The organism is Streptomyces sp. NPDC021562, from assembly GCF_040640875.1.
GTDB lineage: Bacteria > Actinomycetota > Actinomycetes > Streptomycetales > Streptomycetaceae > Streptomyces.
Genome location: NZ_JBFACN010000020.1, coordinates 152701 through 166369 on the forward strand (window position 1 = coordinate 152701; position 13669 = coordinate 166369).

Below are 13669 nucleotides of genomic sequence, written 5' to 3' on the forward strand. Positions count from 1 at the left end.
CGGCCGCGCGGGACCGGGACCGCGAGCGGCGGCTCAGACCTGTGCGACCTCCGCCACGTCCACCCCGGAGCCCTGCCACCGGACCCGCAGACCGGGTCCCTCGCGCCACAGGACCGTCAACTCCCGGGCACCGTGCGCGCGAACCGCGACCGTCTCCCCCAGCGGCTCGGCGTCCGCCGCACCGGTGAGCCGGCTCAGCGCGACGAACAAGGTGTCGCCCTCCCCGGTGACCCCGGTCAGCGCCTCGTCGAGCCCCACGGCGGGCAGCAGTTCGGAGCGCAGCCCGTCCCCCGCGGCCCACCCGGTCACCCGCACGGACGTCCCGGCCTCGGCACCCGTCACCAGGAAGGCCCGCACCTCCACGGCCCCGCGGACGAGTACGGCACTGGTGACCCGGGCGCCGGCCCCGGCCGTGTGCCGGGAGGCCGCCCACTCCTCCCCCACCCCGAGCGGCTCGATCCCCGTCCGGCCGGGGTCGCCGCCGACGATCACACTGTTGTCGTACGAGGGCGAGGGCTCGGTCACGGTGGAGTAGCCGAGCCGGGTGTAGTAGGGGTCGTAGCGGACGTCCTCGCTGCCGTGGTTGTGGAGGCGGACGATCCCGTCCGCACGCGTGGACTGGAGCAGCCAGTTGGCGGGGGCGACCGGGGTGGCGGCGTCGGCGCGTTCCGACGGGCCGGGCTCTTCCGTCGCCGTCCACACGCCGTGTTCCGGCGGCAGCAGCAGGCCGAGGAACCCCTTGCTCGCCCAGTAGGGGGACGCCGGGCCCGAATAGCCCTGCAGGACGGCGGGGTCGGGGCCGCGCCAGCCGAGGGTCAGCAGGTCCTGGTCGTCCACCGCGCCGCGGTCGAGGAAGTACTTCAGCGCTCCGGAGGCCAGGCGCCGGGTCTCGCCGGGAGTGAGGGGGGTACGGCCCGTGAGGGCGCCCAGCCACAGCGGGGCCGTGGTCGCGAAGCGGTAGGTGAGCGAGCGGCCCTGGTGCAGGGGGGCGCCGTCGCCGCCGAACAGCCGGGCGTAGTCGGCGAGGTGGCGCTGCAGCCGGCCGCCGTAGCGGTCGAGGAGGGCCGGGTCGTCGGCGAGCCAGGCGTGCAGCACCGGGTAGAGGTGCATGGCCCAGCCGTTGTAGTAGTCGAACTTCCGGCCGTCGCCGTCGGTGTACCAGCCGTCGCCGACGTACCAGTCCTCGATGCGGGCCAGGCCGCGGTCGATCGCCTTGTGCGCGGCCGCGGTCTCGTGGCCGATCTCCGCGAGGAAGCCGCCGACCGTCACCGGGAACAACTCCCAGTTGCAGGGCCATGGTTCGGCGGTCAGCGCGTCGGTGAGCCAGGCCGCGGCGCGCTGTCGCACCGCGTCGTCGAGCCGGTCCCAGAGCAGGGGGCGGGTCAGGCGCAGGGCGAGGGCGACGGAGGCCGCCTCGACCAGGGGCTGGCCGCGGTCCTCGATGCGCGGCCAGACCCCGGACACACCGGCGGCGAGGCCGTCGGCGTACCGCTGGAGCACGGTCTCGTCGCGGCGGAAGGCCGCGAGGAGCAGGGTGCGGGCGTAGCCCTCCAGGCCGTCGGAGAGGCGGCCCGACCAGCTCTGCCGGGTGCCGGGGAGGTGGTAGAGGGCGCGGTCCTCGGTGGCGTGGGGCTCCACGGCGGCGAGCAGGGCGTCGGCCGCCGCCTCCCAGTGGGCCCGGGTGTAGCCGGTGCGCGGGCTGGGGCCGCGGTCCTCGGGGGGCAGCTGCATCGGTGCTCTTTCTTTCTCGCTCGCTCAGGACCTCGGACGGTTCGGACCTGGGGCGCCCCGGTTCCGGTCGGGACGCCCCAGGGGCTCATTCCACCCGCACGGTGCCGCGCGGCACCAGGTGCTGGGCGAGGAGCTGGTCGCGCACCAGGCCCGCGTAGACGGTGGCACCGTACGCGGAGGTGTGCGTGTTGTCCTTCTTCTCGTCGTACAGGTACAGCGCCTTGGAGCCCTCCACGCCGAGCGACTCGACCAGCGTCTTGGTCTCCGCCGTGAGGTCGATCAGCGGAACGTCCTCGGCGGCGGCGACCGAGCGGATCACCTCAGGATGATTGACGCCGAGCCCGTTGACCAGAAGCGCCGTGTCGTTGTTCAGCGTGCCGTCGGCGTTGAACCAGCGGCGCACGATCGGGGTGACGAGCACCGGCCGGCCGCCCTTCTCCCGGGCACCCGCCACCAGGGTCTCCAGGTTGGCTCGGTAGGTCGGCCCGTCGGTCGTCTTGTCGTTGTGCGCCAGCTGGATCAGCACCAGGTCGCCGGGGCGGATCAACGGCTGGACGGTGTCCCAGAGTTGCGGGTTCTGGAGGTAGGTCACCGTGCTCTCGCCGGAGTCGGCGTAGTTGGCGACCGCGACGCCCCTGCGCAGGAACCGCGGGAGCTGCTGGCCCCAGCCGGTGTAGGGGGCGGCGGGCTGGTCGCAGACGGTGGAGTCGCCGATCAGGAAGAGCTGCCGGGTGTGCCGGGCGGGGGTCACCCGGATGTCGGCGAGTGCGGGTGCGGAGCCGCCGATCACCAGGTCGAGGCCGGGGGTTCCGTCGGGTCCCGTCGGCTCGCCCTCGGGGGTGCGGACGTTGACCGTGAAGGTGCGGGTGACGTGCCGGCCGGCCGCCACCGCCGTCTCCGGCAGCAGCGAGCGCCGGGTCTCCCCGCTGATGTCCGTGCTGGACGCGGTCTCGCCGCCGAGCCGGACCGTGACGTCGTAGTCGCCCGTCGGGACGTCGAAGTGGCAGGCGCCGGCGGTGCAGTGGTCGAGGCCGAGCGGCGGGCGCCGGTCGTGGGCCTGGGCGGCGGGTGCGGCCGTCAGGCAGGTGCCGAGGACGACCGCCGCGAGCGCGGTGGCACGAACGCCGTTGAAACGTCTCACTCGGGGCTCCTCCGTCACGGGACAGTCATGCCGACAGCGTCTGGCGGGGACCGTACCGCTGCTCGCAAGCGCTTTCTAGCCCCTGCGTCGATTTCACAAGATTGCCAACTCCATCCATGCGAAAGCCCTTTCGCGAAATCGATTCAACTGCCACGCTCGGGGACACCCGCATCCCCGCACCACCGAAGGAGGCACCCCCATGTCCGAATCCACCGGGAGACCGCTCGGACGCCGCACCTTCGTCCTCGGCGGCGCGGCCGCCGCCGGCACCGCGGCCCTCGCAGGGCCGCTGGCCACGAGCGCCTCGGCAGCGGGCTTCGGCTGGTCGGACGACGGCTCCCACTACGTCGTCGACACCGGCGCCAACCTGGTCTTCAAGGTCAGCAAGACCAACGGCGACCTCACCTCGCTGGTCTACAAGGGCACCGAGTACCAGGGCTACGGCGGCAAGAACTCGCACGTCGAGTCCGGCCTCGGCACCTCCACGGTGACCATCGCCCAGTCGGGTCCGACGATCCTCGTCTCCGTCACGTACGGCACGCTCAAGCACTACTACGCGGCCCGCAGCGGCGAGAACAACATCTACCTGTGGACCGACAAGGCCGACTCGTCCGTGACCGCCACCCGCTACATCGTGCGCGTCAAGGCCGGCCTGTTCCTCAACGACGAGCCGGACTCCTACACCTACGCGCCCACCGTCATCGAGTCCGCCGACGTCTTCCAGAAGTCCGACGGCCAGACCCGCGCCAAGCACTACGCGAAACGGCGGGTGATGGACTACGACTACATCGGCTGGACCACCGGCAGCGTCGGCCTGTGGATCGTGCGCAGCAACCACGAGAAGGCCTCCGGCGGCCCCTTCTACCGCTCGCTGCTGCGCCACCAGAGCGCCGACGGCGGCGGGCTGTACGAGATCCTGTACTACGGCGAGAACCAGACCGAGCCGGAACGCTTCGGCCTCCAGGGCCCGTACGTCATCGCGTTCACGGACGGCGGCGCGCCCTCCTCCGCGCTGTACCCGGGCACCCTGACCACGTCGTGGGCGGACTCGCTCGGCATCTCCGGGTACGTCTCCGCGAGCGGCCGCGGCCGGGTCGCGGGCGTCGGCATCACCGGGCGGGACACCGCCTACCCGTACACCGTGGGCCTCGCCAACCCGGCCGCCCAGTACTGGGGTTCGGCACGCTCCTCGGACGGCTGGTTCTCCATCGCGGGGGTGCTGCCGGGGACGTACACGCTCACCGTCTTCAAGGGCGAACTGGCCGTCCACACCGGCTCCGTGACGGTGACGGCGGGTGCGACCACCACCCTCAACACCATCGCGATCCCCTCCTCCAACGACCCGAGCAACGCCGCCGCGATCTGGCGGATCAACAACTGGGACGGCACACCCGGCGGGTTCAAGAACGCCGAGCTGATGACGTACGCGCACCCGTCGGACGTGCGGGCCTCGTCCTGGACCGGGAACGTGGTCGTGGGCAGCGGCACCGAGACCTCGTCCTTCCCCTGCTACCTGTGGAAGGACGTCAACAGCGGGATCATCGTCTACTTCAGGCTGACGGCCGCCCAGGCCGCCGCCGCGCACACCCTCAGGATCGGCGTGACGACGGCGTACGCCAACGGCCGGCCGCAGGTCGTCGTCAACGACACCTGGACCTCCGCCGTCCCCTCGGCACCCGCCCAGCCGAGCACCCGGTCGCTGACCGTGGGCTCCTACCGGGGCAACAACCACACGTTCACCTACAGCGTCCCGGCGTCGGCCTGGCTGACCGACCCCAGTGCCTACAACACGCTGAAGATCTACGTGGCGAGCGGCTCGGGAACGACGTCCTTCCTCAGCGCGGGCACCTCGGTGGACGCGATCGACCTGCTGGCCTGAACCCGTCGGCCGGCGGGACCGCTCAGGTACCGCGCGTCCACTGCTGGTTGGTGCCGCTGTTGCACGTGTACGTGATGATCGCGGCCGAGTTGGCGGTGGACGCGCCGCTCACGTCCAGGCACTCACCGCTCGTACGGGCCTTGACGGTGACGTAGGACCCGGAGGTCACGACCGACCACTGCTGGGTGGTGGCGCCGGTGCAGTCCTCCTGGGTGACGTCGGCGGCGTTCTCCTGGAGGCAGAGCGAACTGCCACGGCCCATGAGCTCGTAGTAGCCGGTGCCCAGGTCCTTGAACCACCACTTCTGGTTGGTGCCGCCGTTGCAGGTGTACTGACTGATCGCGACGCCCTCCCAGAGGGACTGGCTGGGGACGTCGGCGCACTTGCCGCTGTGCCGCGCGACGAGGGTGTTGTACGTGGCACCGGTGCCGCTGACGGTCCCCGCGGCCGTGTCGACGGACACCTCCGGGTACCAGGACATCGACATCGAGGTGGACGTCGGGAAGGTCAGCGGCAGCCAGACGTACCGGGAGTCGTTGACGGTGCCGCCGAAGGAGTTGCCCCAGCGGTCGCCCATGTAGAGGTACGAGGTCCCCGAGGTGCCGGTGACCGGGAGGACGTAGGCGGTCTGGGAGCCGTACGCCGTGGAGTCGCCGACGTTCGTCCAGGAGGTCCAGGGTCCGGCGAGCGAGGTGGCGGTGGCGTACTTCTGCTGGTTGGGGCTCCAGCCGGTGGCCGCCGAGGTCAGCATGAAGTAGACGCCGCCCCGCTTGAAGAGCGCCGGGGCCTCGCGGCTCGCGCCGGCCCAGGGGTTGGCGACCAGGCTGTCGATGCCGGTGTAGTCGGCGGTGAGCCGGTAGATCTGCAGGTCGGCGTTCTCGTTCGCGGCCGAGACCATGTACGCCGTGCCGTCGGTGTCCACGTACGTGGTGAGGTCCCGGGACATGTACTGGCCGAGCGGCCGGAAGCTGCCCTGGTAGGTGTAGGTGCCGTCGACGGTGTCGGAGACGGCGACGGCGGCGCGGGCCTGGCTGTAGTCGACGCCGTTCTCCTTGTGCATCCACATGACGAACCTGCCGGTGGCGGCGTTGTAGATGACCTTCGGGCGCTCGATATAGGCGGTGCCCAGCTCGGCGGCTGAGGACTGGGTGAGGACGTGGCCCCGGAACTCCCAGGCCTTCAGGTCGGTGGAACGGTAGGCGTCCACGGACTTGAAGGTGTTGTCGGAGTTCCGGTCCTCGCCGAACCAGTAGTAGTACGAGCCGACCTTGATGACCCCGCCGCCGTGGGCGTGCACGATGTTCCCCGAGGTGTCGGTGAACCGGGTGCCGTTGGTGACGGTCCCGGCGGCGGCCGCGGCGGGGCCGGCGGCGGCCAGGGCGCCGATCACCGCCAGGCAGAGCGACAGCAGGACCGCGAACGCACGTCTCATCTCACACACGCTCCTTGGGGAAAGGAATGAGCTTCGGGATTCCGAACGGCAGCTGACATGACGAACGTTGTGATCGCCGAAAAGGTAAGGGCGTGTTACGCGCGGGTCAACGGATCTGACGAGACAAGGGAGAAAGCGATTTCCAAACGCGGCAGCCGCTCCGATCGGCGGCCGCCGCATCCACGACACGCTGGCCCTGTGCGCCGGGCCGGTCTGCGGGTCGCCGCCACGCTCGCCGGCAAGGGCACCGTGCGGGACCAGCAGGGCGAACTCGTCGTTCAGCGGCAGCCGTTGAAGATGACGGGCCGCCTCATCCTGTCCGACGCGGGCACCGCACCCGCCCGTTGCATCACGGTGATCGACCACGCGGGCACCGTCCCCCCACCGAAGGCACCTCCTCGTCTCGACGACGGCCAGGACCACGGCGAAGACAGACACGACGGACTCCGCCACCTCCACCGTGACCACCCGCACGCCGCCGGCTCCCGGAACGCCTTCGGCTGGTGGCCGTAAACCCTGTCCCGCGGCCTCCTCAGCGGCCTGACGGTCCCGGCAGGCCGCCTGCGCACCCAAAAGAGAAAGCAGCACAGGGTCGGCAGGCACGCTGTCTGACCGGTGGTTACGGGGCTTCCCCGGGCTGGGGTGCGGTCCCTGCCCGCCGAAGTGCGGGGATCAGGTCCGCGACGCGTTCGAGCTGGTCGCGCTGGGAGCGCGGGCCCAGGGCGCCGAGACGGACGACGAGGTGCCGGGCGCCGGCGGCGACATACCGGCCCAAGCGATCGAGCACCTGGTCGGCGGTACCGGTGACGACCGCCTGGATCCGCTCCAGTTCGGACAGCGGCATGCCGTAGGTGGCCCGCGCGTACGCGTCCAGTACCGGACGGCCGGTCTCCGCGTCGTCGTCGATCCGTACCGAGACGAACAGTGCGGGGGTGATGTCCCCGGCCTCGCGGCCCGCGTCGGTCGCCGCTCGGCGGACCTCGCGGAGCCCGGACGCGTACTCCTGCGCGGCGGGCGGGTAGGGCAGCCATCCGTCGTACATCCGGCCCGTTCGGGCCAGCGCGGCGGGGCTCGCGCCGCCGAGCCAGACGGGCGGACCGGCGGGGCGGGCGGGCCTGGTCGCGGGCGGGATGCCGTCGAAGCGGAGGATGTCGCCGTGGAAGGCGTCGGCCCCCTCCCACAGGGCCCGCCACAGCGCGACCGTCTCGTCCAGACGGGCGAAGCGCCGCTCCCACGGCAGTTCGGACAGCACGTAGAGAGGCCGCCCGAACCGGCCGGGGAACCCGGCGCCGACAGCCACGGTGAGCCGTCCGCCGGAGAGCAGGTCGATCGAAGCGAGTGCCTGGGCGGCCTGCACCGGCCGCCGCAGAAACGGCAGCAGTGCGGCTGTGCCCAGCGTCGCGGTATCGGTCACCGGCGCAAGCGCGGCCAACATGGTGAGCGCCTCGATCCGCGGGCTGATCAGGGAATCGTTGACGAAGAGCGAGGAGAATCCCGCGTGTTCGGCGTGACGGCCGAAGGTGACCAGATCACGGGGGTCGCCATCCGCGCCCCACTGGGCGGTTCCGGTCGGAAGCAGTACACCGATGTCCATGCCCCAGAGGTTCACGACCGCCCGGGCCGGCGACAATTCCCCGCGGGGAATGGCCGGGCGTCCTCGGTCACCGCTACAACAGGCCGGTGGACTTCCCCCGTGCGCTTCGCGAACGCCGTATCCGCCGTCACCTCAGCCAGCTCGACCTGGCGCTGCGGGCGGGCACCACCCAGCGGCACCTCAGCTTCATCGAGTCCGGCAGGTCCGTCCCCGGCCGGAACATGGTCGTGCGGCTGGCCGAGTCGCTGGAACTGCCGCTGAGGGAGCGCAACGACCTGCTGCTGGCCGCCGGGTACGCGCCCGCCTACCCCGAGAGCCCGCTCGAGGACCCGGTGCTGGCCCCCGTGCGGACGGCGATCGACCACATCCTGCGCGGGTACCGGCCGTATCCGGCGCTGGTGGCGGACCGGCGCGGCGATCTGGTCGCCGCGAACACCGCCTTGGACGTGATCACCGAGGGCGCGGCCCCCGAACTCGTGGGCCCGGGCACGAACGTCTACCGCCTGGCGCTGCATCCCGACGGTCTGGCACCCCGCATCCTGAACCTCGCCGAGTGGGCCCGCCACATCCTGTCCCGGCTGGCTCATCTGCCGGAGTTGCGCAGTGAACTCACCGCCTACGTTCCCCCACTCGAGCCACCCGCCGGGCTCCTGGGTTTCGCGGTCCCGCTCCGCCTGCGGTCCTCGTACGGCGAGCTGCGCCTGATGACGACCGTGACGACCTTCGCCACCGCCGTCGACGTGACGCTCGCCGAGCTGAAGCTGGAGGCGTTCCTGCCGACCGACCCGGCGACGGCCGAGGCGCTCTCGGCAGCCGCCGGGTCCGCTGCCCCGACAGGTGCGGGTCAGGCGCCCGGGAACATGTAGTCGGCCTTGATCCGGCCGTCGGCGTCCCAGCCGAATTCGACCACACAGTGCAGGCGCACGGCGTCGGCGCCTGCCCTGAAGGTGAGTCCCTGCTTCTCGACGAACCATTCGTGGGTGCGCGCCGCCCGGGTCTCGACGGCATCGTGTCCCTGGGCCTCCAGAGCCGTGTGGTCGAAGCCGAGTTCCGCGGCGGTCTCCCTGATCTCCGCGGGCGGCTGGAGGACGTGCGTGGCGTCCTCGGCCCACAGCCGCTCGATGCAGCGGTCGGCCAGCTACTGTGCGTCGATCTCGATCGCGGGCGGCTCCTCGGCAGGAAGGCTGCTTCGCAGCAGATCCCGCGGCGCGCGGCGGGACCGGCATTCCCTGTGCGGGATGGGAAGCGTCGGGCGCCGAGTGCCCGCGTCCGAATCGTGGGCGAGCTGTTCGCGGACCGGACTCGTCGGTCGTCCGGCGCCGGGTCGGCTAGCGTCGGGGTATGCGCAGCGACACCTTTCCCAGCCTCGCCGACGCCCTCGCCGCCGGGACGGTCGTGCTCGACGGCGGCATGTCCAACCAGTTGGCGTCCGCGGGTCACGACCTGAGCGACGAACTGTGGTCGGCGCGGCTGCTGGCCGACCGTCCGGACGCCGTGAGCGACGCGCACCTCGCGTACTTCAGGGCGGGCGCGGACGTCGCGATCACCGCCAGCTACCAGGCCACGTTCGAGGGGTTCGGCAGGCGCGGGATCAGTCGGCAGGAGGCCGCCCGGCTGCTCGCGCTCAGCGTGGAGCTGGGACGGGACGCGGTGCGCCGGGCGCGCGAGGAGGGGATCGCACGGCCGCTGTGGGTGGCCGCGTCCGTCGGGCCGTACGGGGCGATGCTCGCCGACGGCTCCGAGTACCGGGGGCGGTACGGGCTGGGCGTCGACGCGTTGGAGGCGTTCCACCGGCCGCGCCTGGAGGTGCTGGCCGGGGCCGCGCCGGACGTGTTCGCGCTGGAGACCGTGCCGGACGCCGACGAGGCGGCGGCGCTGCTGCGGGCGGTGCGGGGGCTGGGGGTGCCGGCGTGGCTCTCGTACAGCGTGGCGGGGGGACGGACGCGGGCGGGACAGCCGCTGGAGGAGGCGTTCGCCCTGGCCGCCGAGGTGGACGAGGTGATCGCGGTGGGCGTGAACTGCTGCGCGCCCGAGGACGTGCCGGGGGCGGTGGAGGTGGCCGCCCGGGTGACCGGGAAGCCGGTGGTCGTGTATCCCAACAGCGGTGAGGTGTGGGACGCGGGGGCTCGGGCGTGGACGGGGCCGACGACGTTCGGGGCGGAGCAGGTCGCGGGGTGGCGGGCGGCCGGGGCCCGGCTGATCGGGGGGTGCTGCCGGGTGGGGCCGCAGGGGATCGCGGGGATCGCGGAGGCGGTGTGAGGCCGGCCGCCCCGACGCCGTACCGGGTCCTGCGCAGGGGCCGCTGAAGGCCGTGCCGGGCCGGTCGCGCCCACGCGGCGGAGCCACACCGAGCCCTGTCCCGCGTCCCCGGCGGCTCGCGGTGCGCGCCGCGCTCGGGCACGGCGAGGCACCGGCCGCCGAGCGGCTGCTGGTGGGCACGCGGGTGGTGGTACGGGACTCAGTGGCGGCGCACCGCGGCCATTGAACGGCGCAGCCGCCGGACCGCGAGGGTCAGGTCGGCCGTGCGTTCGAGGCGTGGTGTCGTGCCCGGTGCCCACAGGGCGAGCTCCTCGTCCCGGGGGCCGGACACCGTGTGGGGTTCGCCGTCGCCGAAGACGCGGACCGGGTGGGTGTCGTCCCAGGGCTGCCAGCCGGGGTCGCCGGTGGTGGCGAAGCGGACCCAGGCGCCGTGCATCGCGTCGGCCAGCCGTTGCGGGGCGCCGTCGCCGGCCAGCAGGGTGGCTTCGGGGACCGTGCCGGTGTCGAAGACGAAGCCCAGCTCCAGGGCGTGGCAGGCGCCGAGGCCGGGCCGGCGGGAGGGCCAGGCGAACTCGTAGAGGTACGACGACCCGGGCCGGGCCCCGGCGAGCCGGTGCAGCGGGCGGCGCAGCAGGTGGTCGGTGACCATCTGGCCGACGATCTCGGCGGGGCCGGCGTCCGGATGCAGCGCGCGGTAGCCGCGCGGCACCTCGTGGGAGGCGTGGCAGCGGGCCATGGCGCCGGCGAAGGCGACCGGGCCGAGCCGGTCGACGTGGTCGACCAGGCCGCCGGGGACCAGCCAGAGCCGGTACTCGTCGCGGGTCCAGCCCATCAGGAGGTCGACTCCCCGGGCCGCCCCGCCGTCCACCAGGGCCTGGAGCGGGTCGCGCGGGACGAGGTCGCCGTCGACGACGATCCCGAAGGCCGGGCCGCCGAGGACGGGACTGCTGAGCCGGCCCACCTCGGCCTGGGTGCGCAGCAGCAGGGTCCGGTCGACCGCGGCGAAGGCCCGGGCGGTGGCGGGGATCCTGAGCCGGGCGGCCATCCGGCGGACCATGCGCCGGACCTTGTCCCGCTCGGCGGCCTCGGGCGGGCCGCTCTGCAGTACGGCCCGCCGGATCAGGCCCTGGGTCCCGGGCGCGGCGAGCAGGACGCCGGCGCCGATGGCACCGGCCGACTGGCCGCAGAGGGTGACGCGGCCGGGGTCGCCGCCGAAGTGCGCGATGGTCTCGTGGACCCAGCGCAGGGCGGCGAGCTGGTCGTGCAGGCCGGGGTTGGGCGGGGCGTCCGGGAACAGGCCGTAGCCCTCCACTCCCAGCCGGTGGTTCACGGAGACGAAGACCACCCCGTCCCGGGCGAACGCGTGCCCGTCGTACACCGGGACTGCGGAGGACCCCCTGGTCAGGGCGCCGCCGTGCAGGAAGACGAGGACCGGGAGCCGGGCGCCGGGGCCTGGCTGCGGGGTCCACACGTTCAGGTTGAGGCAGTCGTCGCCGGGGATCACCGGGTCGGACAGGTACCGCGCGAACGCCTCCGAGTACGGCGGCTTGGGGGCCGTCGGTCCGAAGGCGCCCGCGTCCCGCACGCCGTCCCAGGGCTCGGGCGGCACGGGCGGCCGGAACCGGTGCGCCCCGAAGGGCGGGGCGGCGTACGGGATGCCGCGGAACACCGCGATGCCGCGCTCCCACCTGCCGCGCACCGCCCCGTACGGGGTGCCGGTCACCGGGTCCTTCGGGTCCGTGCCGTGCGCCGTCATCCGCCCACCAGCTCCTCCCGCCGCGTGTGCCGTATGCCGGTATGACAAGAGCACCACAGTGACTCACGGTATTCCGGCACGCACGGCGGCCGGGCGGACACCTGCGGCGGCCGCCCCGGTGTTCGAAGTTTCGAAAGTTACGGCCGCGATGATTCGGCGAATTCCCAGGTCTTCACGCCGTGTTGACGCGCACCTATCGTAGGAAGCGCTTACTACAGGGCTTGCACGCAGACCACGGAAGCAGCGTTGGTCGCAACTTTCGTTACTTTCGTTGGCCCGACGGCGGGCCGGAGAGGCGGGTTCCCCATGGTCCGTGCCGGGAGTACGAGCGTCGCGGCGGCCGGTCCGACCCTGGCGGTGGTGGCCCGCGAGGCGGGCGTCTCCGTACCCACGGCCTCCAAGGTGGTCAACGGCCGGGACGACGTGGCCCCCGAGACCCGCCGCCGGGTCACCGAGGCACTCGAACGGCTCGGCTACGTCCGCAGGCCGCGGTTCGACGCGGCCAAGGCGCCCGCCCTGATCGACCTGGTCGTGCACTCACTGGACAGTTCCTGGTCGGGCGCGGTGCTGCACGGGGTGGAGGAGGCGGCGTACGAGGCCGGTCTGGAGATCGTCGTCTCGGCGGGGCTGAGCCGGACGCGGGCCGGCCACCCGGAGCGTGACTGGCTGGACAAGCTCACCGCACGCGGTTCCTCGGGCGTCCTGTTCAACCTGGCCGAGCTGACCCGGGCCCAGTACGCCTGGCTGGACCACCACCGCATCCCGTACGTCCTGATCGACCCCGTCCACGAACCCCCGTCGGGGACGGTCTCGGTCGGGGCGGCGAACTGGCAGGGCGGGGTGACCGCGACCGAGCACCTGCTCGCCCTCGGCCACGAGCGGATCGCGGTGATCGCCGGCAGCCGGCGCAAGATGTGCGGCACCGCCCGGGTGGCCGGCTACCGCTCGGCGCTCGCCTCGGCGGGACTGCGCCACCGCGGCGAGTACGTCCGGCACGCCGGCTTCGACGAGGGCACGGCGCGGCACCGTATGCACGAACTGCTCGACCTGCCGGAGCCGCCGACCGCCGTGTTCGTCTGCTCGGACCTGATGGCGCTCGGGGCGTACTCGGCGCTGGCCGAGCGCGGGCTGCGGGTGCCGGACGACATCAGCGTGGTCGGTTTCGACGACCTGCCCGAGGCGCGCTGGGCGGCTCCGGCCCTGACCACGGTCCGCCAGCCGCTGGCGGAGATGGCGGCGACGGCGCTGCGGCTGCTGGTGCGGATGATGCACGGGGACCGCCCGGAGGGCACCCGCACCGAGCTGTCGACGCGGCTGGTGGAGCGGGCGAGCACGGCGGCCCCACCGGCCCGTTCGGCCCTACGACGGTGACCGCGCCCTCGTCAAGATCGTTTCCGGGACATGAAACTCACCCCGCGTACCGCCGCGGCCGGCGCCCTGACCGCAGCCGCCCTGACCACGGCGCTGGGCACCGCCCACGCCACGACCCGGACGGTCGCCCCGGCCCCCCTGCACACCACCACGGTGGCCGCCCCGCACGACGAACACGACCCCGAGGAGGACGTGGAACTGGACGAGAACGGCCACCCCGACCTCGACGAGGACTGAGCACCCCACCCCAGGACGAGCACGACCGGCCCCCGAGCACGGGCGGCCGGCTTCCCCGGCGTGGGCGGCCGGCTTCCCCGGCGTGGGCGGTCGACCCCCGGCGTGGGGGGCCGGCCCCCGGCGTGGGCGGTCGACCCCCGGCGTGGGCGGTCGACCCCCGGCGTGGGGGGCCGGCCCCCGGCGTGGGCGGTCGACCCCCGGCGTGGGCGGTCGACCCCCGGCGTGGGCGGTCGACCCCCGGCGTGGGCGGTCGACCCCCGGCGTGGGCG

General features: G+C 73.1%; 11 protein-coding genes. 6 read left to right on the top strand and 5 right to left on the bottom strand.

Translation table 11 applies throughout. The features are described from left to right. Positions 1-33: 33 nt before the first annotated feature. Complete coding sequence (locus AB0G52_RS28815) at positions 34-1731, bottom strand: DUF2264 domain-containing protein (protein WP_361340066.1); 1698 nt, start codon at positions 1729-1731, stop codon at positions 34-36. Positions 1732-1816: 85 nt separating this feature from the next. Next, positions 1817-2872: a rhamnogalacturonan acetylesterase gene (locus AB0G52_RS28820; RefSeq protein ID WP_361340069.1), complete on the bottom strand. Its 1056-nt coding sequence runs from the start codon at positions 2870-2872 to the stop codon at positions 1817-1819. Between the two features lie 199 nt (positions 2873-3071). Here AB0G52_RS28820 and AB0G52_RS28825 point away from each other — a divergent pair, with 199 nt between their 5' ends. Then, positions 3072-4751: a rhamnogalacturonan lyase B N-terminal domain-containing protein gene (locus AB0G52_RS28825; protein WP_361340072.1), complete on the top strand. Its 1680-nt coding sequence runs from the start codon at positions 3072-3074 to the stop codon at positions 4749-4751. A gap of 22 nt (positions 4752-4773) precedes the next feature. Here the strand turns inward: AB0G52_RS28825 and AB0G52_RS28830 are convergent, their stop codons facing one another. After that, positions 4774-6183 (bottom strand): RICIN domain-containing protein, encoded by a 1410-nt coding sequence (locus AB0G52_RS28830; RefSeq protein WP_361340075.1) that lies wholly within the window; start codon positions 6181-6183, stop codon positions 4774-4776. A 198-nt stretch (positions 6184-6381) separates the two neighbouring features. Between AB0G52_RS28830 and AB0G52_RS28835 the strand changes: the two genes are divergently transcribed. Next, entirely contained in the window at positions 6382-6696 is a 315-nt protein-coding gene (locus AB0G52_RS28835) for a hypothetical protein (RefSeq protein ID WP_361340077.1), read from the top strand. Between the two features lie 106 nt (positions 6697-6802). On the opposite strand, the gene AB0G52_RS28840 is transcribed toward AB0G52_RS28835, so the two are convergent. Then, positions 6803-7777: an LLM class flavin-dependent oxidoreductase gene (locus tag AB0G52_RS28840; RefSeq protein ID WP_361340080.1), complete on the bottom strand. Its 975-nt coding sequence runs from the start codon at positions 7775-7777 to the stop codon at positions 6803-6805. 86 nt (positions 7778-7863) lie between these two features. Between AB0G52_RS28840 and AB0G52_RS28845 the strand changes: the two genes are divergently transcribed. Further along, a complete protein-coding gene (locus tag AB0G52_RS28845) occupies positions 7864-8643 on the top strand; it encodes a helix-turn-helix domain-containing protein (protein WP_132890045.1) in 780 nt (259 codons plus the stop codon). Between the two features lie 475 nt (positions 8644-9118). After that, positions 9119-10036 (top strand): homocysteine S-methyltransferase, encoded by a 918-nt coding sequence (mmuM, locus tag AB0G52_RS28850; RefSeq protein ID WP_132890046.1) that lies wholly within the window; start codon positions 9119-9121, stop codon positions 10034-10036. 199 nt (positions 10037-10235) lie between these two features. Here mmuM and AB0G52_RS28855 read toward each other — a convergent pair whose 3' ends face one another. Further along, entirely contained in the window at positions 10236-11792 is a 1557-nt protein-coding gene (locus tag AB0G52_RS28855; protein ID WP_207921776.1) for a carboxylesterase family protein, read from the bottom strand. 306 nt (positions 11793-12098) lie between these two features. Here AB0G52_RS28855 and AB0G52_RS28860 point away from each other — a divergent pair, with 306 nt between their 5' ends. After that, on the top strand, positions 12099-13163 hold the full coding sequence (locus tag AB0G52_RS28860) for a substrate-binding domain-containing protein (protein WP_132890047.1): 1065 nt from the start codon (positions 12099-12101) through the stop codon (positions 13161-13163). 30 nt (positions 13164-13193) lie between these two features. Further along, positions 13194-13400, top strand: a complete 207-nt coding sequence (locus tag AB0G52_RS28865) for a hypothetical protein (protein ID WP_132890048.1) — start codon at positions 13194-13196, stop codon at positions 13398-13400. Positions 13401-13669: the final 269 nt, after the last annotated feature.